Origin of the sequence: Gordoniibacillus kamchatkensis (genome assembly GCF_000829455.1) — a bacterium.
GTDB lineage: Bacteria > Bacillota > Bacilli > Paenibacillales > NBRC-103111 > Gordoniibacillus > Gordoniibacillus kamchatkensis.
The window spans coordinates 1-24392 of sequence record NZ_JXAK01000042.1 but is presented as its reverse complement, the minus strand read 5'-3'; the positions used below and the strand labels follow the sequence as shown (position 1 = coordinate 24392).

The 24392-nt window shown below is 59.1% G+C and carries 22 protein-coding genes and 2 pseudogenes; 7 read left to right on the top strand and 17 right to left on the bottom strand.

What is annotated here, in order from left to right; genetic code table 11:
• Positions 1-173 precede the first annotated feature (173 nt).
• Positions 174-950, top strand: a complete 777-nt coding sequence (locus SD70_RS21700; RefSeq protein ID WP_041049654.1) for an MCP four helix bundle domain-containing protein — start codon at positions 174-176, stop codon at positions 948-950.
• Positions 951-1000: 50 nt separating this feature from the next.
• Positions 1001-1873, top strand: coding sequence for a methyl-accepting chemotaxis protein (locus SD70_RS21695; RefSeq protein ID WP_156158128.1), 873 nt, complete (start codon positions 1001-1003; stop codon positions 1871-1873).
• 82 nt (positions 1874-1955) lie between these two features.
• On the opposite strand, the gene SD70_RS21690 is transcribed toward SD70_RS21695, so the two are convergent.
• A complete protein-coding gene (locus SD70_RS21690; RefSeq protein ID WP_231571385.1) occupies positions 1956-2996 on the bottom strand; it encodes a HoxN/HupN/NixA family nickel/cobalt transporter in 1041 nt (346 codons plus the stop codon).
• Between the two features lie 247 nt (positions 2997-3243).
• Here SD70_RS21690 and SD70_RS37110 point away from each other — a divergent pair, with 247 nt between their 5' ends.
• The 3 genes from SD70_RS37110 to SD70_RS21675 all read left to right on the top strand — a co-directional run bounded on the left by SD70_RS37110 (position 3244) and on the right by SD70_RS21675 (position 5604).
• A complete protein-coding gene (locus SD70_RS37110; RefSeq protein ID WP_052487729.1) occupies positions 3244-4149 on the top strand; it encodes a sensor histidine kinase in 906 nt (301 codons plus the stop codon).
• Between the two features lie 31 nt (positions 4150-4180).
• Positions 4181-4855: a response regulator gene (locus tag SD70_RS21680; RefSeq protein ID WP_041049652.1), complete on the top strand. Its 675-nt coding sequence runs from the start codon at positions 4181-4183 to the stop codon at positions 4853-4855.
• A 116-nt stretch (positions 4856-4971) separates the two neighbouring features.
• Positions 4972-5604: a YcnI family copper-binding membrane protein gene (locus SD70_RS21675; protein ID WP_041049650.1), complete on the top strand. Its 633-nt coding sequence runs from the start codon at positions 4972-4974 to the stop codon at positions 5602-5604.
• A gap of 183 nt (positions 5605-5787) precedes the next feature.
• Here SD70_RS21675 and SD70_RS21670 read toward each other — a convergent pair whose 3' ends face one another.
• From SD70_RS21670 to SD70_RS21640, 7 genes and pseudogenes are all read right to left on the bottom strand, one after another.
• A complete protein-coding gene (locus SD70_RS21670; protein ID WP_041049649.1) occupies positions 5788-6333 on the bottom strand; it encodes an NADPH-dependent FMN reductase in 546 nt (181 codons plus the stop codon).
• A 246-nt stretch (positions 6334-6579) separates the two neighbouring features.
• Positions 6580-6846, bottom strand: a complete 267-nt coding sequence (locus SD70_RS21665) for a YciI family protein (RefSeq protein WP_041049648.1) — start codon at positions 6844-6846, stop codon at positions 6580-6582.
• 63 nt (positions 6847-6909) lie between these two features.
• Positions 6910-7407: a dihydrofolate reductase gene (locus SD70_RS21660; RefSeq protein WP_041049647.1), complete on the bottom strand. Its 498-nt coding sequence runs from the start codon at positions 7405-7407 to the stop codon at positions 6910-6912.
• Positions 7404-8197 (bottom strand): annotated as a pseudogene (thyA, locus tag SD70_RS21655) (thymidylate synthase). Before thyA ends, SD70_RS21660 begins: the two are co-directional and overlap by 4 nt.
• 235 nt (positions 8198-8432) lie before the next feature.
• Positions 8433-9833: an MFS transporter gene (locus SD70_RS21650; RefSeq protein ID WP_041049646.1), complete on the bottom strand. Its 1401-nt coding sequence runs from the start codon at positions 9831-9833 to the stop codon at positions 8433-8435.
• 347 nt (positions 9834-10180) lie between these two features.
• The gene (locus tag SD70_RS21645) at positions 10181-10591 is read right to left on the bottom strand and encodes a hypothetical protein (protein WP_156158127.1); all 411 of its coding nucleotides are present in this window, start codon (positions 10589-10591) and stop codon (positions 10181-10183) included.
• A gap of 206 nt (positions 10592-10797) precedes the next feature.
• Positions 10798-12000 carry an MFS transporter gene (locus tag SD70_RS21640; protein ID WP_082053551.1) on the bottom strand — a complete coding sequence of 401 codons (1203 nt, stop codon included), beginning with the start codon at positions 11998-12000 and terminating at the stop codon, positions 10798-10800.
• A gap of 140 nt (positions 12001-12140) precedes the next feature.
• On the opposite strand from SD70_RS21640, the gene SD70_RS21635 reads away from it, so the two are divergent.
• Positions 12141-12866 carry a GntR family transcriptional regulator gene (locus SD70_RS21635; protein WP_082053550.1) on the top strand — a complete coding sequence of 242 codons (726 nt, stop codon included), beginning with the start codon at positions 12141-12143 and terminating at the stop codon, positions 12864-12866.
• An 11-nt stretch (positions 12867-12877) separates the two neighbouring features.
• Here the strand turns inward: SD70_RS21635 and SD70_RS21630 are convergent, their stop codons facing one another.
• The 9 genes and pseudogenes from SD70_RS21630 to SD70_RS21590 form a co-directional block, all read right to left on the bottom strand.
• A complete protein-coding gene (locus SD70_RS21630) occupies positions 12878-14179 on the bottom strand; it encodes a family 4 glycosyl hydrolase (RefSeq protein WP_041049641.1) in 1302 nt (433 codons plus the stop codon).
• Between the two features lie 15 nt (positions 14180-14194).
• Positions 14195-15412, bottom strand: a complete 1218-nt coding sequence (locus SD70_RS21625; RefSeq protein ID WP_041049639.1) for a GNAT family N-acetyltransferase — start codon at positions 15410-15412, stop codon at positions 14195-14197.
• 1 nt (position 15413) lies between these two features.
• Positions 15414-16394 (bottom strand): ROK family protein, encoded by a 981-nt coding sequence (locus SD70_RS21620; RefSeq protein WP_041049637.1) that lies wholly within the window; start codon positions 16392-16394, stop codon positions 15414-15416.
• A 42-nt stretch (positions 16395-16436) separates the two neighbouring features.
• Positions 16437-17753, bottom strand: coding sequence for a 6-phospho-beta-glucosidase (locus SD70_RS21615; protein ID WP_041049636.1), 1317 nt, complete (start codon positions 17751-17753; stop codon positions 16437-16439).
• Entirely contained in the window at positions 17753-18748 is a 996-nt protein-coding gene (locus SD70_RS21610; protein WP_041049634.1) for an N-acetylglucosamine kinase, read from the bottom strand. The genes SD70_RS21615 and SD70_RS21610 overlap by 1 nt, the downstream gene beginning before the upstream one ends.
• Before the next feature lie 6 nt (positions 18749-18754).
• On the bottom strand, positions 18755-19717 hold the full coding sequence (locus SD70_RS21605) for a carbohydrate ABC transporter permease (protein WP_052487728.1): 963 nt from the start codon (positions 19715-19717) through the stop codon (positions 18755-18757).
• A gap of 19 nt (positions 19718-19736) precedes the next feature.
• Positions 19737-20663, bottom strand: a complete 927-nt coding sequence (locus SD70_RS21600; RefSeq protein WP_052487727.1) for a carbohydrate ABC transporter permease — start codon at positions 20661-20663, stop codon at positions 19737-19739.
• Between the two features lie 65 nt (positions 20664-20728).
• Positions 20729-22123 (bottom strand): extracellular solute-binding protein, encoded by a 1395-nt coding sequence (locus SD70_RS21595; protein WP_041049632.1) that lies wholly within the window; start codon positions 22121-22123, stop codon positions 20729-20731.
• 167 nt (positions 22124-22290) lie between these two features.
• Positions 22291-23735 (bottom strand): annotated as a pseudogene (locus SD70_RS21590) (nicotinate phosphoribosyltransferase).
• A gap of 238 nt (positions 23736-23973) precedes the next feature.
• On the opposite strand from SD70_RS21590, the gene SD70_RS21585 reads away from it, so the two are divergent.
• Entirely contained in the window at positions 23974-24165 is a 192-nt protein-coding gene (locus SD70_RS21585; protein WP_041049631.1) for a hypothetical protein, read from the top strand.
• The last annotated feature ends 227 nt before the right edge of the window (positions 24166-24392 follow it).

The following is a 24392-nucleotide window of genomic DNA, read 5'->3' as shown; positions in this document are numbered from 1 at the left end:
CACCCCGGCGGGCGGGTCCCATCCGCAGTTGCCGGAAAACCGGCAATGGCGCGCGCTTTTCACATTTTACTTATATCGGACGACCCATGCAAGGAGACAGCCTGTTCCCGCCCGTTTTGCACGCATTTATTGATCGCTGGTCAAATATTCCAATCGTAAAGGGGATTTCCGTTATGGCCATTTTGCACCATGCTACGATCAAACAAAAGCTGCTCATTCTCGTCGCCTTCATGTCGCTTTGCATCGGAGCCGTCGGTTTCACCGGCTACCGGTATTTAACGGCTGCGAACGAGCGTGTCGACGGCTTGTACGACGGGCGGCTCGTGCCGATTCGCGACCTGAACGCGCTGCGCGTGCACAACATCGCGATCGAGGCCGACATCGCCCTGCTGATGGTGCAGGACGATAAGGCGCAGAACGAAGCGACGATGCGGGATATCGAGCAGCGCGACGTCCAGATCAAGCAGCTGTTCGAGAACGCGAAATCGTTCCTCCCCGAAAGCGCCTTCACGAAGCTGAGCGAGGAGAAGGACAAATTCAACGAACAGCGGGCCAAAATCATCTTTTTGCTGACGAATGGCCGCAAGCAGGACGGCATTGCGCTGTACGGGACGTTCAGCAAGTTTCTGAATCAGCTGAACGACGATTTGAGCGCCATGGCCGATCAGAACACCACGCTGGCGGCGAAGACGAAAGCCGACAACAGCGCGGCGGCGAAGCAGGCCGTCTCGTTCCTGATCGCGATCGCGGCCGCCGCCGTGCTGCTCTCGTTGTCGCTCGGCTACATCGTGGCCCGGCTTATCGTTGGCCCGATCCGCAAGGCGGTCGATGCGGCGCGGCGCGTGGCGGAAGGCGATTTGCTCGTCGAACCGCTTGCCGCCAAAGGGCGCGGCGAAGCATCCCAGCTGGGGGCCGCCGTCAACGACATGGTCGCCGCCTGCGGCGGCTGATCGGGGAAATTCGCCAGTCGTCCGAGCACGTGGCCGGTTCCGCCTCGGCGATGAACCGCGGAGCCGAGCACGCCCGCACCGCCGGATCGGCGACGGCGGCAGCGATGCAAGGCATTCAGGAAGGATTCCGGACACAGCTGCGCAGCATTCACGAGACGACGCGTTCGATGGAAGAGATGACGGCCGGCATTCAGCAAATCGCTTCCGGCAGCGAAGCGGTGTCCTCGGCATCGACGGAAGCGGCGGTCAAAGCGGAAAGCGGCGTCGCTGTCGTTACGCGCACGGTGGGAACGATCGAAGGGCTGTCGGCCGGCGTGCAGGAGACGGCTGCCGGCATCGCCCGGCTCGGAAACAAAATGCAAGAGATCGACTCCGTCATCGAGCTCATTACGACTATCGCTCAGCAAACCAATTTGCTCGCCTTGAACGCTTCCATCGAGGCGGCGCGGGCCGGCGAGCACGGCAAAGGATTCGGCGTCGTCGCGGCGGAAGTGAAGAAGCTGGCCGAACAAACGTCGGCCGCAGCCGTGAAAGTATCCGATCTCATCGTCGAAATCCGGGACGACACGCAGCGTCTTGTTCGGGATATGACAAGCAACGCCGGCAAGGCGAGCGAAGGCGCGCGGGCAGCGCACGAAGCCGGGGCCGCATTCGCCGGCATCCGCGAACAGATCGAGGCCGTCATGGGCCAGATCGAGTCGGTGTCCGCCACCGTCCAGCAAATGTCGGCCGGCTCGCAGCAGGTGCTGGCATCGTCGCAGGAGCTGCTGCATATCGCGCAGCTCAGCTCGGAGCATGCGGAGCAAGTATTCGCCGCCACGCAACATTCGCTCGCGGCGCTCGATCAGATCGGCGCCTCCTCCGCTGCGCTGAACGGACTGGCGGACGAGCTGCATAAAGTCGTTCAGTCGTTTCGTGTGTAGCGCAGACGCACGATGCGAGGGCAAAAACGGGTCCGCTGCCAGCCACGGCAGCGGACCCGTTTTTCACGTTGCGGCAGTTCTATCAAGCTTCCACGTTCGGTTTCGGCGAATGGCTGCGCTCCTCGATGCGGAGCCACTTCCATACGCCGTAGGAAATCGCCCACGCCAGGACAAAGGCGGCTACCAGCATGTAGCCGAGCAGATCGAAGCTGATGTCTTGCAGCCAGCTCCAGAAGCGGCCTTCCATGCCGAACTGCTCGGAAACGACTTGCGCCAGCTCGGTCAGTCCGATGAGCAGCGCGGCCACGACGGCAAGCGCAGTTACGGTCAAGTTGTAGTAAAGCTTGCGCAGCGGCGTGGCGAACGCCCAGCGGTACGCGGTCGTCATAAATATGCCGTCGGCCGTATCCATGAGGCTCATCCCGGCGGCGAACAATATCGGAAACGAAACGATGCCGGCAAACGGGATCGCATCTTTAGCCGCGCCGGCCGAGATGGCGAGCACAGCGATCTCGCTGGCAGTATCGAAGCCGAGCCCGAACAAAAAGCCGAGCGGGTACACGTGCCAGCTGCGCTGGATGAACCGGTACAGCGGCTTGATCAGACGGGCGAAAAAGCCGCGCGAGTCGAGCAGCTTCTCGAACTCGTCAGCCGGATGGCGGCCGCGGCGGTATTCGAGAAACAGCTTGATCAGATTGAACAGGATGAGCAAATTGAGCACGCCGATCACGAGCAGGAACGTTCCCGACACCGAAGCGCCGACGATGCCGCCGATGCTTTGGAATTGCGGCAGCTCCTTTTCCACCCATTTGACGGACAGCGCCATGGCGACGGCGAGCAAAAACACGACAGTCGAATGTCCGAGCGAGAAATAGAAGCCGATGCCGTGACCGCTTTTTCCTTGCTGCACGAGCTTTCGTACCGTATTGTCGATGGCGGCGATATGGTCGACGTCGAACGCGTGCCGCAACCCCAGCGTATAGGCCAGAACGCCGATCCCCCACAAGCTTGGGTGCGTTCGGGCGACCTGGATGAGAAGCCCGAGGCCGACTATGTGAAGAAGCAGCACGACGGCGGCATAGCCCGCCCAGTGCTTTTGGCGAGCGAGCAGCTGTTTGAACAAAATGGTTCCTCCCTCCCCGATCCGTTCCGGTCGGTCCGGTTATGTCTGGAAAATCAACTATTTTACTTTACCATACTTGCGGGGTTCGGGAGAAGACCGGAACCCGCGTTTTATGCTACAATGGCCGAGAGGAAGCGGCTTGCGCCGTCCTTGCGGACAAGCGCGCTTGCCGCAGCGGAGCCGGCCGGGTATAGGCCCGGCCGCCGCTTCCGACGCAGAAAAAAAACGACCGAGGTGCGTGACCGCCATGTCTTTGCGCCAGCTGAAGCTGCTTACCGTCGCCTTGCCGACGCTGCTGATCGGCGGCTTCGAATACGCCCGCCACGATTGGTTCGAGCATTACTTGTCCATGGAAACCGGCAACTTGTACATGACGCTGCTCACTTTGCTGCTGGCATATATGTTCGCCGCTTGGGTGTTCCGCCGCATCGAGTATATTAACCGCCTGCTCGCCGAGGAAGAAGCGAAGCGCGCCGTGTACGAAGACCGGGAGCGGCTTGCCCGCGAGCTTCACGATACGATCGCGCAGACGCTGTTTTTCGCCCAAGTGATGCTGAAGCAAGGCAAGCTGGAGGATGCCCGCGCCGCCGTGGCCGACGCCGATCAGCACGTCAGGCAGGCGATCTTTAACTTGCGCACGCCGCCTGACGAGCCGATCGGCTTCGCAGCTCGTCTTGCCGCCTGGGTGCGCGACTGGAGCGCGCTCAGCGGCATTGAAGCGAAGACAGACATCGCGGTGGCGGACGGAGCGTTGCGGCGCGATGAAGAGCTGCAGCTGTTCGCCGTCGTGCAAGAGGCGTTCACGAACATTCGCAAGCATTCGCATGCGTCGGCGGCCCGGCTCTCGCTGCACGCCGCGCGGCGCCGGCGGCGTGGCAGCTGGAAATTGCGGACGACGGGATCGGGCTCGCCGGCGTCAGCGGCGCCGGGAAAGTTGGAGAGGCCGGAACGGACGGAAGTGTCAGGGCGGGCAGCGAAGCCAGAGCAGACGGCGAAGGGGCCGGAGCGGATGACGGTGCCGGCGGCAACCCAGCACCCGTTGCGGCGGCAAAGGATCGCTATGGGCTGGAGCTCATGCGCAAGCGCGCGCAGGAGCTCGGCGCCTCGTTCGAGCTGGCGCCGCTGCAAGCGGACGGCGCGGGCACGAAGCTGACGCTGCGCAAAAGCCGGAAGGGGGAACGCAGATGAACAGGTATCGCATTCTCATCGCCGACGACCACCCGCTCGCGCGGCGCGCGGTACGCACCGTGCTGGACGCCGAACCGGCCTTCTCCGTCGTCGGCGAAGCGGAGGGCGGTGCGGAAGCGGTGCGCCTGTGCGGCGAGCTGCAGCCCGACGTCGTGCTGATGGACCTGAACATGCCGGAGCTGAACGGCTTGGAGGCGACCCGTCTGGTGAAACAGCGCTACCCGCACGTCCGGGTCGTGATGCTGACGGTATCCGACGCCGTAGCCGATCTGTTCACTGCGATCCAATACGGGGCCCAAGGCTACTTGCTGAAAAATATGAACCCGGACGAATGGTCGGCCTACTTGCTCGCCCTTCTCGACGACAACGCCGAAGTGCCGAGGCAGCTGGCGGACAAGCTGTTCCAGCGGTTCAAAACAACCGGCGAGGCGGCGGAGACGGACAGCCCGCGGGCGCCGCTCACTCCCCGCGAGCAGGAGCTCGCCGCGCTTGTCGCCGCCGGGCTCGGCAACCGCGAAATCGCCGAGCGCCTCTTTATTTCCGAGAACACGGTCAAAAATCATATGAAGAACATTCTCGACAAGCTCGGGCTGCACAACCGCGTGCAGCTGACCGCTTACGCCATCCGCCAAGGCTGGACACAGTTCGGACAACATTCCGGGACAAAATAGCCCGGCCGAGCCATGTTGCCGGCACCTATTTTCGGGTAGGATGAGTAACGGAACTATCGAGCGGAGCATCGCGCCTGCGGTGCGGCTTCGCCTGCAGGAAAAGGAGCTTGAAGTCGATGAGAAAAACAGGATGGTTAACCGCGCTATGTTTGTGCGGCTTGCTGCTGTGGGCCGGGGTGGCCAGCGCCCACGTCGTCGTATATCCGCAGCAAACGACGCAGGGCTCGTACGAAAAATTTACCGTGCGGGTGCCGTCGGAAAGCCAAAACTCCAGCACCGTCAAGGTGGAGGTTCGATTCAACCCTGCCGAAGTGACGATCAGCCGCTTCGAGCCTAAGCCCGGCTGGACGTATCAGACGACCAAGGACGCGACGGGCGCCATTACGAGCGTCGTCTGGACGGCGCAGGGCGATGGGCTTTCGCCGACGGAGTTCGCCGAATTCAACATGCAGGGGAAAGTAAGCGACAAGGCGACCGCGATTACATGGAAAGCTTACCAGACGTACAAGGACGGCTCTGTCGCAGAATGGGTCGGCGCAGCAGGCTCGGACAAACCGGCGTCCGTCACTAAAGTAGCCGCCAAGCCGGCCGGTGCCGACGCGCACGGCGGTCACGACACCGGGCAAAACGCCGCTGCAGCCGCGGCCGGAACGGCCGGCTCCACGCTGCCGCTGGCGCTATCGATCGTCGGCGTCATTCTTGGCGCGCTGGCGCTTATCGTGGCGCTGCTGCGCCGGCGGCGGGCGTAACGTGGGGGACCGGCTCGGAACGCCTCCGGATTGCGGCTGACGCCGAGTCAGCTTGCCAAAGGTCCGCACCAGCACCGTAGCCGCTTCCTTCCCTTCGGCAACAGCAAAAAAAGCCGTACTTTTCCGCGCTATGCGGAAAGTACGGCTTTTTTGCGTTTATTTGATTTCACCGCTTGCCGCGGCTTAGCCGTGGTACTTGCGATACCATGCGATAAAGTTGTCCACGACTCCGTCCAAAAATGTAATCGTCGGTTCGTGGATCAGGCGGCCCGAAGCGTCGAATTTTTCATGCGCGGCACCGACATACACTTCATTGCCCGGCAGAAGCGGAGAGGATAGTCCCATCGCGAACAGGACCGTGCGCAAAACAGCCTGAGCCTTCACCGTGCCGAGCTGCCCCATCGAAGCGCCCATAATCCACGACGGCTTTCCGATCATGACTTTGTCCACGCGAGACAGCCAGTCGATCGCATTTGCCAATACGCCCGGAATCGTCGCATTGTATTCGGGCGTTACCCAGAGCACCGCGTCCGCTTCTTTTACTTTGTTTTTAAACGTTCTGACCGCTTCCGGCGGATCGTTCTCAATGTCCTGGTTGTACATCGGAAGCTCGTTCAGCGTCAAAATTTCCATTTCGAACTTGTCTTGATAACGATTTTTCACATGTTCCGCGAGTTTGCGGTTAAGCGAATCTTTGCGGATGCTTCCTACGATTGCAACGATTTTCATCTTGATGATGCCCTCCAATGGAATAAAATGAGTGTCTGAATCGAATTGCGCGTTCCATGGAAATAAAGGCGCGACTTATGCAATTGCCGAAGCTTGTGCTTCGCTGACGGAGCCCCATCCTTCACTCATGGAACTCGCAATCGAACTAGCTAACAAAAGTATATTAACTTATGTTTCTTTTGTCAACTTTCCGCAACAAAAAAAGAACCCCCTCGACAAACGCCGAAGCGGCCCTTTCCATTCCGTTTATTCGCTGAGCAGCATGTCCCACTCGTGGATTTCGTACGTTCTCGCCTTTTGCACGATGTAGGGGTCCTCGTCGACCATCTCCTGCACTTCCGCCAGCGAGTTCGCCCGATAAATGACCATCCCGCCCCAGCCGTCGGCGAACTTGCCGCGGGCAAAAATTTTGCCCTCCTTGGCTCTGGCCTCCAAATACTCCAAATGCTCCGGACGATACGTCTGGCTCTTCTCTACGTCCAGCATCGGCAAAAACACTGCAAAATATTTCATTCCATTCCCTCCCATTCATCATCGACCTGTCCATTATGCGCCCGCCCCGACGCCGAAATCAAGTCAGTCGATCCTGCGCTCGTATACCCGGAACTCGTAGTCGTAAGGATTGCGCTCGTCCTTCACGCCCGGCTCCCGCGACACAAGCTGCCACGCGTTCTCGTCCACGGCCGGAAAAAACGTGTCGGCGGCAAACTCGTGATCGATGTACGTAATGTACAGCTTATCCGCGACCGGCAGCGCCGCGTTAAAAATTTCCCCGCCGCCGATGACGAACAGCTCGTCCCCGCCCTTGCCCTCGTACCGCCGCAACGCTTCCTCCAGATCGTGAACGATTTCGCATCCTTCCGCACGGTAGCTGCGGTCGCGCGTCACGACAACGTTGTGGCGGTTCGGCAGCGGCTTGCCGATCGACTCGTAGGTACGCCTGCCCATGAGCACCGTATGCCCCGTGGTCAGTCGCTTGAAGTAGGCGAGGTCGGCCGGCAGCCGCCAAGGCAGCTTGTTGTCAACGCCGATGCCGCGATTGCGATCCATCGCCAGCAGCAACGAAATCGTCATACGGCCACCTCGCCCTTGATCGCCGGATGATGCTCGTAGCCGACGATCTCGAATCTTCGTACTTATAGTCAAAAATCGTCCCCGGCTTGCGCTTGATAACCAGCTGCGGCAGCGGATGCGGCTCGCGCGTAAGCTGCAGCTTCACCTGCTCCAGATGGTTGGAGTAAATGTGCGTGTCGCCGCCGGACCAGATGAAGTCGCCGACGCCAAGATCGCACTGCTGCGCCACCATATGCGTGAGCAGCGCGTAGCTGGCGATGTTGAACGGCAGCCCGAGGAACGTGTCTACCGATCGCATCGTCAGCATGCAAGAGAGCTTGCCGCCCGCGACGTAAAACTGAAACGCGAAGTGGCACGGCGGCAGCGCCATTTTGTCCACTTCGGCGGGATTCCAAGCGGTCACAAGCAGCCGGCGCGAATCGGGATTGCGCTTGATCTGGTCGATAACGCCGGCAATCTGGTCGATCTTCCTGCCGTCCGGGGCCGGCCACGAGCGCCACTGCGAGCCGTACACGGGCCCCAGATCGCCGTTCTCGTCAGCCCACTCGTCCCAAATCGACACTTTGTTTTCCTTCAAATAGCGAATGTTCGTGTCCCCGCTCAAAAACCAGAGCAGCTCGTGAATAATCGAGCGAAGGTGCAGCTTCTTCGTCGTCACGAGCGGGAACCCGGCGCTCAGATCAAACCGCATCTGCCGCCCGAACACCGACAGCGTCCCCGTCCCGGTCCGGTCTTCCTTGCGCACGCCGTTATCCAAAATGTCCTGCAGCAACTCCAAATACTGGCGCATCGATTTCAGCTCCTCCCAGCCCGAATCTAGTCGAGAATAGTTCGATTATAACAGTACGCGCCGAACGCAGGCAATTCGCTCATATAAAATGGAGCCAAGGACCTAGCGTGTCCTTGGCTCCATTTTTGGCTTGGCGGCCGTTATGCCTCTTCTTGCTTCAATCCCGAGCTTGTCGTTCGTCAGCATATAGGTGAATACAAGCACGAGACCCGCCGGGATAAGCGGCCGCAGGAACTTAACCGCGCCGATACGCCGATGTGTAGACCGCTCCGCCCAGCAAAATGACGACGGCGAACACAAGCGGCAAATTGCTGTACAGAAACGCCGACGGCAGCGTCACGGTCGGCAGCAGCGAGAAGTCGAGCAGCCTCTTGTCAAGCACTTTGCCGACTAGCGCCGTGCCGACTGCGCCGGATAGAAAGCCGACGAGATTGAACAGGCCCATGCCGACGCCGGTTTCCTCCGGCGCGAGCGTCTGCGATACGCTGTTGGCGAGTGCGGTCTGAATGAACGAGAAGCCGACGTACGTAAGAAGCAGCGCTCCCGACGTGAGCCAAGGCGTCTGTCCCGCGAGTGCCGACATCAGCACAAGGCTGGCGGTCAGGAGGCCGAGCCCGACATAGACGACGAACGGGTTGCCGCGGCGGTCGGCGAGAGTGCCTCCCACTGTGCCGAAGACGACGGCGCTGATGGCGCCCGGGAACAAGATCCAGCCGATCGCTCCGGTCGACAGGCCGTGCACGCCGTTCAGCATGAGCGGAATGACGAACATGATGCCCATCACGGTGCAGAACAAAATAAAGCCGGCCAGAACGCCGCGGATGAATTTGCGCTTGGCGAACAGCGAAGGGTCGATGAAAGGCTCTTCGGCGCGGCGGATGTGCAGCCCGAACCAGAGCAGCAGCGCCAGGCTGACGATAAGATAATACGGGCGGGTATCGGTCAAATACAAAATGAGGAGGCCGAGCCCGAGCGCCAGCAGCACCGCTCCGGGAATGTCGACTTTGCCCGGCTTCGGCGCTTCGTCCGGCAGCACCCGGCGGAAAAAGGCGATGGCGATGAGGGTGAACAGCGGCAGCAGGAACAAGAGCGACCAGTGCAGCCGGCTCGAGATGAAGCCGCCGATGACCGGCCCGACGCCGACGCTGAAGGCGGCGGTCGAATTCAGCATGCCGAACACTTTGCCGCGGTCCTCCACGCGGAAATAGCGGACGATGATGACCATAATCAGCGCCGGAATGGCGGCTGCTCCGGCGCCTTGCAGCGCTCGGGCGGCAATGACGAGCGGGTACGACGCTTGCAGCGCGAACCCGAGCAGCGAAGCGACATTATAGATGAGCATTCCGATCGTGATCAGCTTCTTCAAGCTGATCATGTCGGACAGCTTGCCGTAAATGACAGAGCCGATGCCGAAAGTAAGGATGAAGCTGGTCACAACCCAGCTCACTCCCGACGGCTGCAGCGCGTATTGTTCGGCAATTTTGGGCGTAGAGACGTTGAACACCGTCTCGTTCAGCACTCCGAAAAAAATAACGAACAAAATCCAGGGCACCGTTTTTTTCAAGTCGAACGACACGGTCTGCGTTTCGCTAAAGGCGCCCTCCAGCGGTGCAGCGGATGCGGAATTGGATTGCATTCGGCTTTCTCCCTCCTTCAGCCCCTAACAGGGCTTCCTTTTTTTTCTCTATCGGCCAACATCTTACCATGCTGGTTCCGCTTACAGCAAAAGAAAGTTTGATTATAAAGACAAGTTCCGAGGCGACCAGATCATCCAAACGATGCTCAGATTAACTGTAAACACATACCTATGCTGACCGCCATCCTTATAGCCAGCATACTTTTTGGCCTTTATTTGATCAGACGGCTGTTCACCTCTTCGTTTCGCTTTCGTTGGCTGCAATTTATCATTATTTCATACAGGCTCTGACGCATACAAAAAAACGCCGTCCCCGGCACTCGGGGCGGCGTCTTCATTCGCGCGGATTACGATATTTTTTGCTTGCTCTTCACCGACTCCTGGTGCTCGCGAGAGAGGAAGCGGATGTACTGCGCCGTCGCTTCCTTCACCTTCTTCGCCTCTTCCAGCGTAGCGAAGCAGTATTCGGCGTCGTCGGTCGCGCCGTACCGCTCCAGCTCCTCCATGCCCATGCCAAGCGTCGAATAGTTGTAGAACAGCTCGTAGCGGGCCCGCTCGTCGGCGTTCTTGATGAAAATATCTTTGGTGAAAAACGACCCTTTGTCCAGCACTTTCATATGCAGGCGAAACGGACGGTCGATGTCGGATACGTAGCACTTGATCGTCGCTTCGATTTCGAGCTTGCGGTATTCTTTCGGTTCCTTCTCTTTATGAGGCTGCTCTTTATCGGTCAAAGCTCTCCATATTCTCTTTAGCATAAGTACCTCATCCCCTAATGTCCGAATAATGCAGCGGTTACATATATGATATCGGCATTGCAGCATGGTTCTATTAGCAAATTTTGTGAACGTTCATACAATTATACCCGCCATACGAAAAAAAGTTTCGCACTCCCAGGCCAGAGGACGATACCTTAGCCTCACTGCACGGCAGTACAGCGATAGAACTTGCACGTGTCCGGCTGTCATAACGGTACGCCGCTATGCGGCGAGCCCGGACTGCGGAACTCTCCTCTTGCGGCAACGAACCCGACCGCCGATAGCAGGCACAGCACGAACAGGAATAAGTAAAGCGTAGCCGCTCCCAACAGATCGACGATCACTCCCCCCGCAGCCGTGCCGATAATGCCGCCGAGCCCGGATGTAACGGCAGCGTACACGGTCTGGAACGTCGCTTTCGCCGCTTCGTCGGAAAGCGCATCGACCGTTTCCACCGCCGCTCCGGCGAAGAAAGCGTACGAAATGCCGTCGAGCAGCTGTACGGCCAGTACGATGTACACGTGATGGCTGAAGGCCAGCACCAGGCATTTGAGCGCGAAGGCAAGCGCGGAGACTGCCAGCATGTACGTTCTGCCGATCCGCCGGTTCAGCCGCGCCGAGAGCCAAAACATCGGAACCTCGATGAGTGCGGCGATCGTATACGCGGTGCCGATCCAGCTTTTGTCGAAGGCCATTTCCTTGAAATAAATCGGAAGGAAATAAAAATTGACGGCCGAAGCGAACGTGAGCAGGAAGCTGATGCCCACGAACAGCATAAACCGCCGGTGCAGCAGCACCCGCTTCGTCTGATGGAACAGGGAAAACTTGTGGCCGCCGGGCTTCATCTTTGGGAACAACAGCATCGTCACGACAACGAACACGCTTAGTGCGAAATACGCGTACATGCTTTTGTCGTAACCGAACTTTTCGTACGCGAATCCGGTAACGAACGTCCCCAGCGAAAAGCTTAACGCCCCCCACAGCCGGACGCTGCCGAACGAAAACCCTTCCTTATTCGCAATCTCGATCGCAAAAGCATCGGCCAGCGACCCCGACGACGATTGGAACCACGACAGCAGCACGGTCAAAACGATGATAACAGCATAGCCGCTGCCGAAGTTATACCCAAGCGCAACGATCGGCGCCACGACGGCGCATACGAGCAGCATGCTCCGCCGATCGCGCTGCCGGTCGTTCAGCATGCCCATCACCGGCTGGGCGACGACGCCTACGAACGAGAACAGCGATAAAATGAGCCAAGCGCCGTCGGGCTCATGCCTTTGTCGCTCAAATACATGCTGAAGTAGGGAAAAAAAGAAGAAAGAGCAAGGTAGTACAAAAAATAAAAGGCACTCATACTTTTCACTGTAGAAGCCCTCCCCATCCGCGGCTAGGACGCGCTCCTGCATTTGTTATTACAAATTCCGCCATCACGGATCGATTACTAACGTAACATTTATCGCGGCATCAGTTCAATATTTATTATTCTATCTATGTAAATTCGATGATATAATGTTTGCAGAGGAGCCTGTACAGGAGGAACTTTGTAGTGACAAAAAGATCGCAGAACTCCATGTATTTTATCATCAAAGAAAATTTGCTGAAGCAAATTCAAGCGGGAACGTATCCGATCGGCGAAAAAATCCCGACCGAAAACGAGCTGTGCGCGCAATATAAAGTAAGCCGGACGACGATTCGGCTCGCCCTGCACGAGCTTGAGCTCGAGGGAATGCTGGAAAGAATCCAGGGCCGGGGCACGTTCGTCAAAAGAAAGGAAGTCCAGCACTGGGTCACGCAGCCGCACAGCTATGCCGACGTCGTGCTGCATGCCGGACAGGAGCCGAAGACGAAGCTGATCGAATCGAGCGTCATCCCGATCGAATCGCCGCTCGACGAGATTTTGCAAATTCCGTTGAAATCGCCCGTCACCCATTTGCTGCGGGTCCGCTATGCCGACAACGAGCCGCTGCTGTACGAGCGGTCCTTTATTCCCTGGAGCCTCGCTCCGGGGCTTGCCAACGAATATAACGACAACGAAGGCTCCTTGTTCAAGCTGCTGGAGCTCAAATATAACATGAAGGTGCACCGCACGGTAGAACAGCTCAAGCCAATCCTTGCCGACAAAACCGCCAGCCGGTTGTTAAACATCAAGGAAGGTGCGCCTTGCATGCAAATGCGCACCTTCACCTATTTGCAGGACAATACTCTTGTCGAATACAACTATGCGGTATTCCGCGGCGATTTGCAAAATTTCACGATCGAACGCACCTACTAAACGTCACATCGTTATTTATGAAACAGCGGCAGCACCGGTTTGTGGACAGTTAGCAATTCATCCAGCATACGAACGGCCCCGTCCAGGCTGTCGACGACAGGATCGACGAGCAGCGCTTGCAGCGCACTGTTTCGGTCGCCGCGGACGGCGGCCTCTACGCACAAACGCTGGATGTTGACCTGCATCGAGCATAGCGCGGCAATTCCGTCAGGCAGCTCGCCCATCGTCAGCCCTTGAATGCCGTAGCCGCTCACGAGCGCAGGCACTTCCACGATCGCATCCGCTGCCAGGTTGGTAATGCATCCCCGGTTCGGGATATTGACGGCGAGGACGTATTCGTTTTTATTGCCGGCAATGGCTGCGATAATCTGAAAAGCGCATTCGCCGGAAGGCTCCGTCAGTAAATCGCCGAGCTCCCCTTCCCCGGCGGCGAGCTGCCGGATGCGCACCCACGTCTTTTCGCGGTGCCGGTCGGCGGCCTCGAAGTCATACCCCTCATAACCGACAACTTCGCCGGCATACGGCAAATATTCGCCGATATGGTCGTCGGTCGGGCACGGCCAATAGCCGAAGTGCCGGAACATCGCCCGCGACAGCGGATCGTGGCCGTACAAGCCGACGTCGTCCGCAGGCAGCTCGGCCTCCTTCTGCCTGATGAGCGGATACAAATCTTCCCCCGTCGCCGCATCGCGCACATCCATGAGCCAAACGAGATGATTGACCCCCGCCGCCTTGACGTCGAGCTCCGCCCCTTTTCGCCCGATCATTTGCGCGACCCGGTTGCGCCCCATCGGCACGCCGTGGCACAAGCCGACCGCTTTGACGCTCGTGTACTTGCTGACGGCCATAATGATCCGGCTTTCCGGATTGCTGAAATTGATAAGCCACGCATTCGGGCACAGCTTCTCCATGTCGCGGCATACGTCCAAAATGATCGGGATGTTGCGCAGTGCATGCGACAAGCCGCCGGGGCCGCCGTTCTCGCCGAGCACTTGCTTGATGCCGTACGAGCGCGGAATTTGCCAATCTTTCTGCCACAGTTCATCGCGCCTTACGGCTATCGAAGTGATGACGAAATCCGCTTCCGGCAGCGCCTCGAGCCGGTCGGTCGTGCTCTCGATGACGAGCCCCGCTCCCGCTTCCTCATTCATACGCTTCGCCAGCTTCGTAATCAGCTCCAGGTTGCCGGGGTGAATGTCGACCAGCACGAGCTTGGAGCCTCTAAGGTCCCGGCATTGGACCGCATCGCGCAGCGCGCCTGTGCCGAAGCTGACGCTGCCTGCGCCGATAATGACAATTTTTACAGGTTTCACCTGGTATCCCTCCGCTTAAAAATGGTCGACTGGCCAAAACACGTAAGTCTGGCGGGGAAAAAGCGCCCGAACGTATTCGCTGCCGGCGGGGAGCTGCCGCTTGAGTGCATCGCAGCCTTTGAGCAGCAGCGTCACCCATTCGCTGTCGCTTAACGTTATGGCGACGTTGTAACGGACCGATTGCGCCGCAGGCAGCACCTCGGCTCCGTCTTCGCGGATGCAGACGACCGCCTCCTCATTCCCGACGGTAAGCAGCAGCTGCACCGGCAGCTGCGGGCTGCCGCCCGCCGCACCGGCGCTCCGGATGCGGCGCGCCAGCTCCGGCGCCATTTTGCCGAGCGTATCCGCCAGACGAAACGGCTTCCACATTTTACTCATGTCCGTTTCGACGCTCGCTCCCCTGCGCAGCAAGCCGTCATGCAGGAAGTGGCCTTCAGGCAAGTGCGCCGTGACTTTCGCCGCTTCGCTCTCCGCCTGAAGCGCAGCCTGCAGGAGCAAGCCGGCCGCCTCTCCGCGGCCCGGCAAATAGCAGCAATCCGCGATGTGCAAATCGCCTGTTTTCGTAAGCTTATAGCGCAAATAGGCGGCGAGTTCGCCCCCGCTTTCCGCGACCAGAAACTTTTCCGGAGGAACGGCCCGCCACGCCGACTGCCCCCGCCAATAATCCAACGTGCGCAGCATCGGCCCCGTCATGCCGTCGGCAAATTGCTCGTACATCCGGCTCACCTGCGCCAAATCCGACGTTTCCTCGTAGCGGCGAATCCGGTATGTTTCCTGCTGCGCTGCGACCCCATCCCCCTTCAGGGACGAGGCGTCCGTTGCCAAAAGCGAGTCAGCGATCGAACGCCAGCCAATCTGCTCGTAGAACGAATACTTATCGGTAAACAAAAGCGACAAATCGTACCCTTGCGAAGCCATATACTCGCTCTGCCGGCGCAGCAGCCGCTGCGCCAGTCCGCGGCTCCGATACTCCGGCAAAGTGGCCACGTTGCCGATGCCGCCCACCTTGAGCGCTACCGTCCCCCAACGCATCTCATACGGAAAAATTTGCACGCTGCTGGCAATCGTGCCGTCCACCATAGCGATCCAGGTCGTCTCCAGACGATAGGCGGAATCGTGATCCAGCCGCAGCTGGAAAAATGAACGGTTTTCCGGAAATACGGAAGCCCAAAGGTCGTACGCTTGCTCCAATTCGCCCAGCGTCGCGGCGGGCCGAATGTCGATCGTTTCCATGCTATCGCTCCTTTCTGTAACGCAGCGCCGCATACAGGGCCCCGGCCGCGCCGGCTTCGTTCCCCATCTCGGCCGGAACGATCCGCACCGGATTGGGCGAAAGCGGCTCCGCCAGGCGCTGCAGCTCGCTGCACAGATGAGGGGAGGAATCCGCAACCCCTCCCCCGATCACAATCAATTCCGGATTGAGCAAAGAAGCGGCGTTAGCCGCAGCCATCGCGAGCTGCCGCAGCGGCTGCCGGACGATGTCCGCAGCCAAAGCGTCTCCTTCCGCCGCAGCCTGGAGCACGTCGCCGGCGGTCAGCCGTTCCGCCGCGCCCCCGCACCGTTCCCGCAGCACCGTCCTCCCGGCAAACGAAGCCAACGCCTGCCGGGCTCTGGCGGCAATGCCCGGTCCCGATGCAATGCTTTCCAGCCGGCCGAAAGAAGAGTAGTCTTGGCTGAATTCGTCGGGATACGTATCGTCCAGCACCCAGTAGCCGACTTCGCCGGCGGCGAACCGGCTGCCGCGCAGCAGAACGCCGCCGGCGACGATGGCGCTGCCGATCCCCGTGCCGATGCACAGCAAATAATAGTCGCTGGCCTGCTTCGCCGCCCCCAGCCATCCTTCGCCGAGGGCTGCCAAGTTCACGTCGTTCTCGACAACGACCGGACAAGCGGCATGCTTGCGCATCTCCGCTTGCACGTCGACCCGGCCCCAGCCGAGCGCCGTGCAATTGTCGGCGATGCCGGCGCGAACGTCGATCACTCCCGGCAGCCCGATGCCGACGGCGGCCAGCGCCGTCCGGTCCGTGCCGACCGCAGCCAAACGTTCGTCGAGGCGGGCCATCAGACCGGCGAAAAAAAGTTCCGGCGCCGGCGCTTGCGGCGTCGGAACTTTTTGCTTATCGAGAATGATTCCGTCTTCATCCGCGAGCATCAGCATCGTCTTCGTTCCGCCGATATCGATGCCGGCCGCTACGCTTCCCGCACGCTTGCCCATTCGCTCGCCTCCCGCCCTGCCGTTAATCGTCCGCTGAAACCGTCATTGAAACTGCGGCAAATAGTCCCGGTTGGAGGCCAATATGTCGTCCAGCAATTGTTTCGCCACTTGCGAGCTGCCGACTAGCGGGTGCAAGGTGAGCGCCTGCAGGCCGGCCGAATAATCCCCTGCGACTGCGGCTTTCACCGTCAGCTCCTCATACGCTTTGACGATTTGCAGCAGGCCGCGGATTTGCGCCGGAATCGGCGCCATGATTTGCAGCGGATGCGCGCCTGCGGCATCGATGACGCAATTGACCTCGACCGACGCATCGTCCGGCAGAAACGGAAGGATCCCGTTGTTCCGCACGTTCACGGTTTGAATGTCCCTCGTATTGGTGTAGATCGATTTGATCAGGTTCACCGCCGCTTCGGAGTAATAAGCGCCTCCCCGTTTTTCCAGCTGCGGCGGCTTGATCGCCAGATCGGGGTCTTTGTACAGCTCGAACAGCTCGGCCTCGACCTGCTTGACGTCGTCGGCGCGGGTCGTGCCTTTGTCGCGAAACATACCGAGCATGTCCTCCAGCATTTTTTCCTTCATGTAATAATATTTGTGATACGAGCACGGGAGCGCCCCGACGGATTGCAAAAATTCCGGGTCCCAGCCGAAATCGGGAATATTTTTCATCGTCAGCCCTTTGGCTCCGGCCGCCTTGTTCAGCACTTCCGCCGTAATGTCCGTGCCGCCCACGGCGATGCGGGTCGTCCAGGTCAAATGGTTGATGCCCGCCATTTCGATATCGATCTCGGACACGTCGACGCCGCACAGCCCGGCGATTTGCATCCGCGTGCCGATCGGCAAATTGCACAGCCCCATCGTTTTGACGCGGGAATGCTTCAGCACCGCTTCGGTCACGAGGCCGGCCGGGTTCGTAAAGTTGATCAGGAACGCTTCCGGCGCAAGCTCCTCGATGTCCCGGCATATGTCCAAAATGACCGGGATCGTGCGCAGCGCTTTGGCGAAGCCGCCGGCACCGGTCGTCTCCTGTCCGATCAAGCCGTACTTCAGCGGAATTTTCTCGTCGCGGCTGCGCGCCTCCAGGAAGCCGACCCGCATTTGCGTCAGAACGAAATCCGCCCCGCCGATCGCTTCGCGCCGGTCGAGCGTCGTATGCAGGCGGATCGGCACACCAGCCTTTTCGATCATCCGCCGGGCAAGCGCCCCGACGATGTCGAGCTTGTGCCGCCCCCCTTCGATATCGGCAAGATACAAGTCCTGCACCGGGAAAGTCCCGTGATGGCGAATAAACCCTTCGATCAGCTCGGGCGTATAGGACGATCCCCCGCCGATTACGGCTACTTTCAAGCTGTTTTTTCTCATCAGCGATAACCTCCATATTCGATGAACCGGCCCATCATTTGCTCGGTAACGGGCAGCTTCAGGCGATCCATAGCCAGCATGACCGCGCCGTATACCGGGGCGACCCGCGGAATGACGAGCTCGAAGCGGTCGCATGCCGCTGCGATCGTATCGCTCAAAGCGCCGAGCAGGTGCGGGCTGCGCCCTTCCTGGACGACGCTCCCGATCAGCACGACCGGAATCGTTTCGTCCCCGAAGCCGTCGATGGTTCCTGTGCCGCCGAGACGGCGAATGACGGAGACGGCAGCCAGCCCCAGCTCTCTACCCGCTTCCCGCAGCAGGCGGATGGACAGTTCGTCGCCTTCCGCCGCCGCTTCGTGAAGCACAATGGCCAAATCCCGCGGGACTTCGTAAATATCGTTGTCGAGGAAGCGGTTCACCGTCTCCTCCATGCTGGCGTACCCTAAATATTGCGGAATTTTATCCGTAAGCGCCGTAGGCATCTCGCGCAGCTCCCACGAGCGCACGGCGCAGCTGAACGCTTCTTTGGCCAAATGTCCGCCGCCGGTGCGGTCGCCGAACAATTCGCCGAAGCCGCCCGTTTGCACCGCTTTCCCTTGGCGGTTGCGGCCGGCCGCGTTCGTCCCGGATCCGCAAACGAGGACGACGCCGACGTTATCCGGACTGCCCGCGCGAAGGCCCTCCATCGTATCGCACACCAAGTCCCAATGCCGGAACGGCAACTGCGCGAGCGCCGGCAGCAAAATGCCGAAGTCCTTCTGCCGGTCGGCCCCTGCCAGACCGTATTGGACAAAGTCGATGTCGTCCGCCCGAAGCCCCGCTTGCTGCAGCGCCATGGCGGCGGCCGCGCGGTAATTGGCTACGACGGCGACAAGGCCGGATACTTGATAGTTGCCCGGCCCCGCAACGCCGCGCCCCAGCAAGCGGCCTTCCTCATCCGTTATGACGGCGAACGTCTTGCTTCCGCCGCCATCCATCCCCATGATGTACGCCATCCCGTTTTACTCCTTTACTCCTCCTGCTGACAATCCGCCTACGATATAACGGTATAACAACAGCGACAAAATGACCGGCGGCAGCGAAGCGACGAAGCCGCCCGCATTCATGAGCCCCCAATCGATGCTGTGCCGTCCGATAAACTCCCGGATCGCGACCGGCAGCGTCTTCGCGGCAAACGTCTGCGTGAACGCGCTGGCGAAAATAAATTCGTCCCAGGCCGACAGCAAGGTGAAGATGGCGGTAGCGGCGATGCCGGGCAGCGAAAGCGGAATAATGATGCGGAACATCGTGCCGATCCGCCCGCAGCCGTCCACATAAGCCGCTTCCTCCAGCTCCCTGGAAATCGTCTGGAAATAGCCGGCCATGAGCCACACCGCAAACGGCAGCGAAAATGTCGTGTAAGCGACAACGAGACCAGCGATCGTATCGAGCAGCGGCGGCGATTGATACAGGACGATGCCGGTGAACGGAATCGAAATCGAAATGCCTTCCCGCATCATGATATACATCGGCACGATAATGCTGATCGATGGAAGCAGCTGCATCGCCAGTATCGCGAACAGCGACGTGGTCCGCAGCGGAAACTTGATTTTGGCCAGCGCGTAGGCGGCAAATATCCCGATCCCGATCGTAAACACCGTCGTCCATACCGATACGGCCACGCTGTTGCGCAGCGCATGCACATATTCGGCACCAGACGGCCCTTGGAACAGCCTGACGTAATTCATCAAGGTGAGCGTCGCCGGGATCAAGCGCCCGCTCAGCAGCTCGCTCGCCGGACTGAGCGAGGAGAGCAGCAAATACGTGACGGGAGCGAGCGTAAACAAGGTCAATAGAATGAGCCCGAGCCACAAATAAAAAGGAGGAATGAGCTCATGGCTCGCCGCCTTGAACCATTTCGAGGTCATGCGCGCTTTGCGCCCCGCGGAAGATGCAGGCGCATTCGTCTGGAGCAGATTAGCCATCGTTGTTGCCGCCCCCTTTTTATTCGAGCTCCGAATTTTTCTTCAGCATGCGAATGTAAATGACGATCAGGATCAGGATGAAAATCGTTGAGATCCAGGCCATGGCCGACGCGCGTCCCAAATAGAAATAACGGAACGCGTAGTTGTAAGTCAAATAGGACACCGATGTCGTCGGATCGCCCGTAAACACGGTCAAAATGTCATATACCCGGAACGCGCCGAGGATGCGCAGCACGATCGCTACGATGATCGCCGGCATCAGCTGTGGCACGGTGATATGCCATATTTTTTTCCAGAAGCCCGCACCGTCGATGACCGCCGCCTCGTACAGCGATGCCGGAAGCGATTGCAGGCCGGCGAGCAAGAGCAGCGTCATGTACGGCGTCATTTTCCAAATGTCGGCGATCGAGGCGAAAAACATAATGCCTTGCGAGCTCGACAGCCATACCGGATTGCTGCCGGCCGGCAGCAAGTGCAGCTTGTGGAGCACAACCGTCATCGCTCCGTAGCCTGGCTGGTAGATCCAATTCCACATCAGGCCGTTGACGAGCGTCAGCATCGCCCACGGCACGATAATGATCGCCCGGAAAAACAGTCTGCCGCGAAACATCTGGTTCAGCAGGAGCGCGCTGAAAAAGCCGAGCAGCAGCTCGAAGCCGACGGTGAATACGGTGAAGAAGGCCGTATTCCGCATCGAAATCCAAAATTCGTGCAGCCCGAACATTTGCGTGTAATTGCGCAGGCCGACGAACTCGATATCCGAGCCGTCCATCAGGTTGTATTTATAGAAGCTCCAGATTAGCGACTGGACGATCGGATAAATGAACGTCTTCGCCAATATATAGACCGTCGGCAGCAGCAAAATGACGGCAAGCAGCAAATCTTTTCTGCCTCTTGGGTTCAGCCGCAGGGAGGATACGATCCCGGCTTTGCTCGGTTTACCCATAAGCCTCCTCCTTGTACGCGTGTGAAAGAAAGAGCGGTTAGGGCCAGCTAACCGCTCGACTCGTTTTATTTCGCCTTCTTGATCGCTTCCTCGATCTTTTTCTGCGCCTCGTCAAGAGCGGCTTGCGGCGCCTGGTGGCCGGCGATCGCCTCAAACACTTTGGCTGACAAAATATCGGCCCACTCGACGTAGCCGGGTCCGTTCGGGCGGTTTTGGCCGTACTGGAACTGCGCCAAAATTTTGTCGATCGTGTTCGTTTCGTCGGCTTTCTTCACGTCCGCGTCGTTGTATAGCGACTGGAGAACCGGGTACGTGCCTCTTTCCGTGAAGTTCGGCTTCTGGAATTTGGCCGAGCTCATCCATTTCAGGAAAGCGAGCGCCGCCTGTTTGTGCTTGCTCGTTTTCATGATCGAGATGCCTTCCGAGCCCGTAACCGAAGCGGAAACGACGTTGCCTTCGCCCGGCAAGAGGCCTACGTCGGTCTTGCCGACGACTTTGGACTTGGACGGATCGTTCAGCTCCGGGTACATCCCTTCCCAGTTGGACATCATGGCGATTTTCCCGGCCTCGAAGGCGTTCTTCACGTCGTCTTCGGTCCATTGCAGGCTGGCGGGATCGACCGTCTTGTCGACGTTGATCAGATCGGACATGTACTGAAGCGCTTTCACCGCGCCCGGAGAATTGGCGTTGAAGTTTTTGTTCTGGTCGAAAAATTGGCCGCCGAACGAGTACACCATGCCGACGAAGTCGCAGTTAAGGCCTTCCGCCTGCTTCCACGACCAGCCGGACGCGTACACGCCGTCATGCGTAAGCTTCTTGGACACTTCGCGGAATTCGGTCCACGTCTTGGGAGGGGCGTCGTAGCCGGCCTTCTTGAGCAGGTCTTTGTTCCAATAGAAGTGCTTCGTGCTCGAGAAGTAAGGCATTGCCGCCAGCTTGCCGCCGTACATGACCGAGCTGAGAGACGATTGCGTAAACTGCTTCTGGTAATCTTGCGGCACGACGTTCGTCAAATCTTCGACGATGTTGCCGCTGAGGAATTGTCCGGCCCAAATCGTGTCCATCTCGACAAGGTCGATGTCGGAGGAATTCGAAAGAGCAGCCGTCGTAATTTTCGTATAAAGGGAGTTGTAGTCGACGGCGACTACGTTGAGGGGGATGCCGGTATCTTCGGTGAACCTTTTCATCATTTTGGTGATGGTGCCGTCATTGTCGACGACGAGAGCTGTAAGCGTTTGCGACTTTAACGAAGGATCGTCCGTTTTGTCCCATGCCAGCGCGTTCGCGCCGCCTCCCGACGTGTCGGTCTTGCTGCCGCCCCCGGCATCGTTTTTCTTGGCGTCCGCGCCGCCGGCGGCAGGCGTAGACTGCGACGGTTTTTGCGGAGCCGGACTGCAACCGGCCAGCGTCACACTCGCCAATAAAGCGGTTACAAAAAGCTTTCCAAATTTCCTTTGCATACAATCCCTCCGCCTTGCCTGAAATGTAGTAACATTACACTTGAATTGTATTATTGATCACTACAAATTGTCAATACGTACAATTGTTAATGACGATTGCGTTTTCATATTCGTTCGGTAAAATGCCTCTGTCGCCGCGGCAACCGCCGTGACAGAGGCATTTGCCTTTATAGCCGATGCCGCCGGATCATCTCCATCTTGAGCTGCCACGCTCTCTCGCTCAGATCGACCGGGTACGTCTCCGGATTCAAGCGGCGCAAATATTGCGGCCAGAACAGCTGCAGCTGCTCCTGGTGATAAGCCCGCACCGCTTCGAGCGACGGCAGCTCGTACACCGTCTGCCCGCGCGGATGACCGGCTGCAGCAGCGGCAGCGCGTCATAGTCGCGGATCGTCTGCGACAAATACGGGTGCACGGGATCGAACAGCTTGAGCGGCTCCCCGCGTTTCACGTCGTCCTCTTCCTGCAAGGCGACGTAGTCGGCGACCGCCTTGCAGGTCTCGCGGCTGACGATGCGGTACACGTCTTTGATGCCGGGATTCGTTACTTTCTCCGGATTGCCGGATATTTTGATAACCGGCTCCCATGCGCCGTCCCGCTCCAAAGCGACCAGCTTGTACACGCCGCCCAGCGCCGGCTGGTCGAAGGCGGTAATGAGCTGCGTGCCGACGCCCCATACGTCGATCCGCGCGCCCTGCGCTTTCAAATCGGCGATCAGGTTTTCGTCAAGGTCGTTCGAAGCGACGATGCGGACGTAGTGCAGTCCCGCCTCGTCGAGCATGCGCCGCGCCTGCTGCGACAAGTACGACAAATCGCCGCTGTCGAGCCGGATCGCGTTCAGCCGCTTCCCCATCGCTTCGAGCCGTTTTGCCGTGCGGATCGCGTTCGGCACGCCGCTGCGCAGCGTATCGTACGTATCGACGAGCAGCGTCACCTGATCGGGCAGCGCCCGAGCGTACAGGTCGAACGCTTCCGCCTCCGTCTCGTGCGCCTGTACCCACGAATGGGCGTGCGTGCCGCTTGCCGGGATGCCGAACCGCATGCCTGCCAGCAAATTCGACGTCGCGGCGAAGCCGGCGATGTAAGCCGCCCTGGCTCCCCAGAGTGCCGCATCGGCCTCCTGCGCGCGGCGCGAGCCGAATTCGAGCACGGCGTCGTCGCCCGCCGCCAGCTTGACGCGCGACGCTTTCGTGGCGATGAGCGTCTGGTAGTTCAAAAAGTTCAGCACCGCCGTCTCCACAAGCTGAGCTTCGAACACTCGGCCTTCCACCCGCAGCAGCGGCTCGTTCGCGAACACCAGCGTGCCTTCCGGGACGGCGTAAACGTCGCCCTCGAAGCGAAACCGCCGCAGCTCCTCGAGAAACGCCTCAGGGTAGTTCTCCTCCTGCGTCCGCAAAAAGGCGATCTCTTCGTCGCCGAAGCGCAGCGTCTCCAAATAGCGCACGATGCGCTCGAGCCCCGCCGCAACGGCGTAGCCGCCGCCGAACGGCAGCTTGCGGAACGACACCTCGAACGCCGTCCGCTCGTTCTGCGTCCCGTTCACCCAGTGCGCATATACCATGTTCAGCTCATATTTATCCATATGCAGCGTCAATCCGGCTCCGTCCGTCATACGCCAGCTCCTCTCTATGCCGCTATTTTCGCCCGGTTCCAGCTTGGCTTCCGCGGATATTGTCATTGTGCGCATACCGTCCGCCGCCGTCAAGCGCTTCTTTCAAATTTTCCCCAAGCCGGCGTGTCGATAAACGGCTTGCGCCGTCTTGACAAAGCGAAAAAAAAAACAGTGACAAAATATACGGCAGCCGCATATATATGTTTCGTTGAAAAATTTAGATTGAGGTGGTTCACGTATGATCGCAACGACGCACAAAGCCGACAAGCAGGAGGCCATGAGCAAGCTGCGCGCCATGGAGCTCGACCAGATTGCCGAATGGCTCGGACGTCTGCCCGAAGAGAAATGGGAGCGGCTGTTCCTGGTCAGCTGGCCTACACTGGCTAAAAAATGCGGCGTTGTAGAGGAAGACCTTCTACATACACGCTGATTCCAATAGTTACTAGTGCTCCGCTATCCGCTCCGGAAGGCGGGGCCTTTTTTTTTCGATATGCGTCCGTTATTTAGGCATTTTGTTACTTGGACGCTGCAGCTTGCCCTGAAGCTATGACCGCATCTCTAATCGGGTAGGAGGCTACCCATTAGTTGAGTAGCCGACCTCCCACACCACCGTACGTACCGTTCGGTATACGGCGGTTCCTTAGTTCACGCAGTTAC

What these genes read in the sequence shown, in the direction of transcription:
- SD70_RS21700 (WP_041049654.1), top strand. Translation starts at nt 174, where the DNA reads ATGGCCATTTTGCACCATGCTACGATCAAACAAAAGCTGCTCATTCTC.
- SD70_RS21695 (WP_156158128.1), top strand. Translation starts at nt 1,001, where the DNA reads ATGAACCGCGGAGCCGAGCACGCCCGCACCGCCGGATCGGCGACGGCG.
- SD70_RS37110 (WP_052487729.1), top strand. Translation starts at nt 3,244, where the DNA reads ATGTCTTTGCGCCAGCTGAAGCTGCTTACCGTCGCCTTGCCGACGCTG.
- SD70_RS21680 (WP_041049652.1), top strand. Translation starts at nt 4,181, where the DNA reads ATGAACAGGTATCGCATTCTCATCGCCGACGACCACCCGCTCGCGCGG.
- SD70_RS21675 (WP_041049650.1), top strand. Translation starts at nt 4,972, where the DNA reads ATGAGAAAAACAGGATGGTTAACCGCGCTATGTTTGTGCGGCTTGCTG.
- SD70_RS21670 (WP_041049649.1), bottom strand. Translation starts at nt 6,333, where the DNA reads ATGAAAATCGTTGCAATCGTAGGAAGCATCCGCAAAGATTCGCTTAAC.
- SD70_RS21665 (WP_041049648.1), bottom strand. Translation starts at nt 6,846, where the DNA reads ATGAAATATTTTGCAGTGTTTTTGCCGATGCTGGACGTAGAGAAGAGC.
- SD70_RS21660 (WP_041049647.1), bottom strand. Translation starts at nt 7,407, where the DNA reads ATGACGATTTCGTTGCTGCTGGCGATGGATCGCAATCGCGGCATCGGC.
- SD70_RS21650 (WP_041049646.1), bottom strand. Translation starts at nt 9,833, where the DNA reads ATGCAATCCAATTCCGCATCCGCTGCACCGCTGGAGGGCGCCTTTAGC.
- SD70_RS21645 (WP_156158127.1), bottom strand. Translation starts at nt 10,591, where the DNA reads ATGCTAAAGAGAATATGGAGAGCTTTGACCGATAAAGAGCAGCCTCAT.
- SD70_RS21640 (WP_082053551.1), bottom strand. Translation starts at nt 12,000, where the DNA reads ATGCAGGAGCGCGTCCTAGCCGCGGATGGGGAGGGCTTCTACAGTGAA.
- SD70_RS21625 (WP_041049639.1), bottom strand. Translation starts at nt 15,412, where the DNA reads ATGGAAACGATCGACATTCGGCCCGCCGCGACGCTGGGCGAATTGGAG.
- SD70_RS21620 (WP_041049637.1), bottom strand. Translation starts at nt 16,394, where the DNA reads ATGGGCAAGCGTGCGGGAAGCGTAGCGGCCGGCATCGATATCGGCGGA.
- SD70_RS21615 (WP_041049636.1), bottom strand. Translation starts at nt 17,753, where the DNA reads ATGAGAAAAAACAGCTTGAAAGTAGCCGTAATCGGCGGGGGATCGTCC.
- SD70_RS21610 (WP_041049634.1), bottom strand. Translation starts at nt 18,748, where the DNA reads ATGGCGTACATCATGGGGATGGATGGCGGCGGAAGCAAGACGTTCGCC.
- SD70_RS21605 (WP_052487728.1), bottom strand. Translation starts at nt 19,717, where the DNA reads ATGGCTAATCTGCTCCAGACGAATGCGCCTGCATCTTCCGCGGGGCGC.
- SD70_RS21600 (WP_052487727.1), bottom strand. Translation starts at nt 20,663, where the DNA reads ATGGGTAAACCGAGCAAAGCCGGGATCGTATCCTCCCTGCGGCTGAAC.
- SD70_RS21595 (WP_041049632.1), bottom strand. Translation starts at nt 22,123, where the DNA reads ATGCAAAGGAAATTTGGAAAGCTTTTTGTAACCGCTTTATTGGCGAGT.
- SD70_RS21585 (WP_041049631.1), top strand. Translation starts at nt 23,974, where the DNA reads ATGATCGCAACGACGCACAAAGCCGACAAGCAGGAGGCCATGAGCAAG.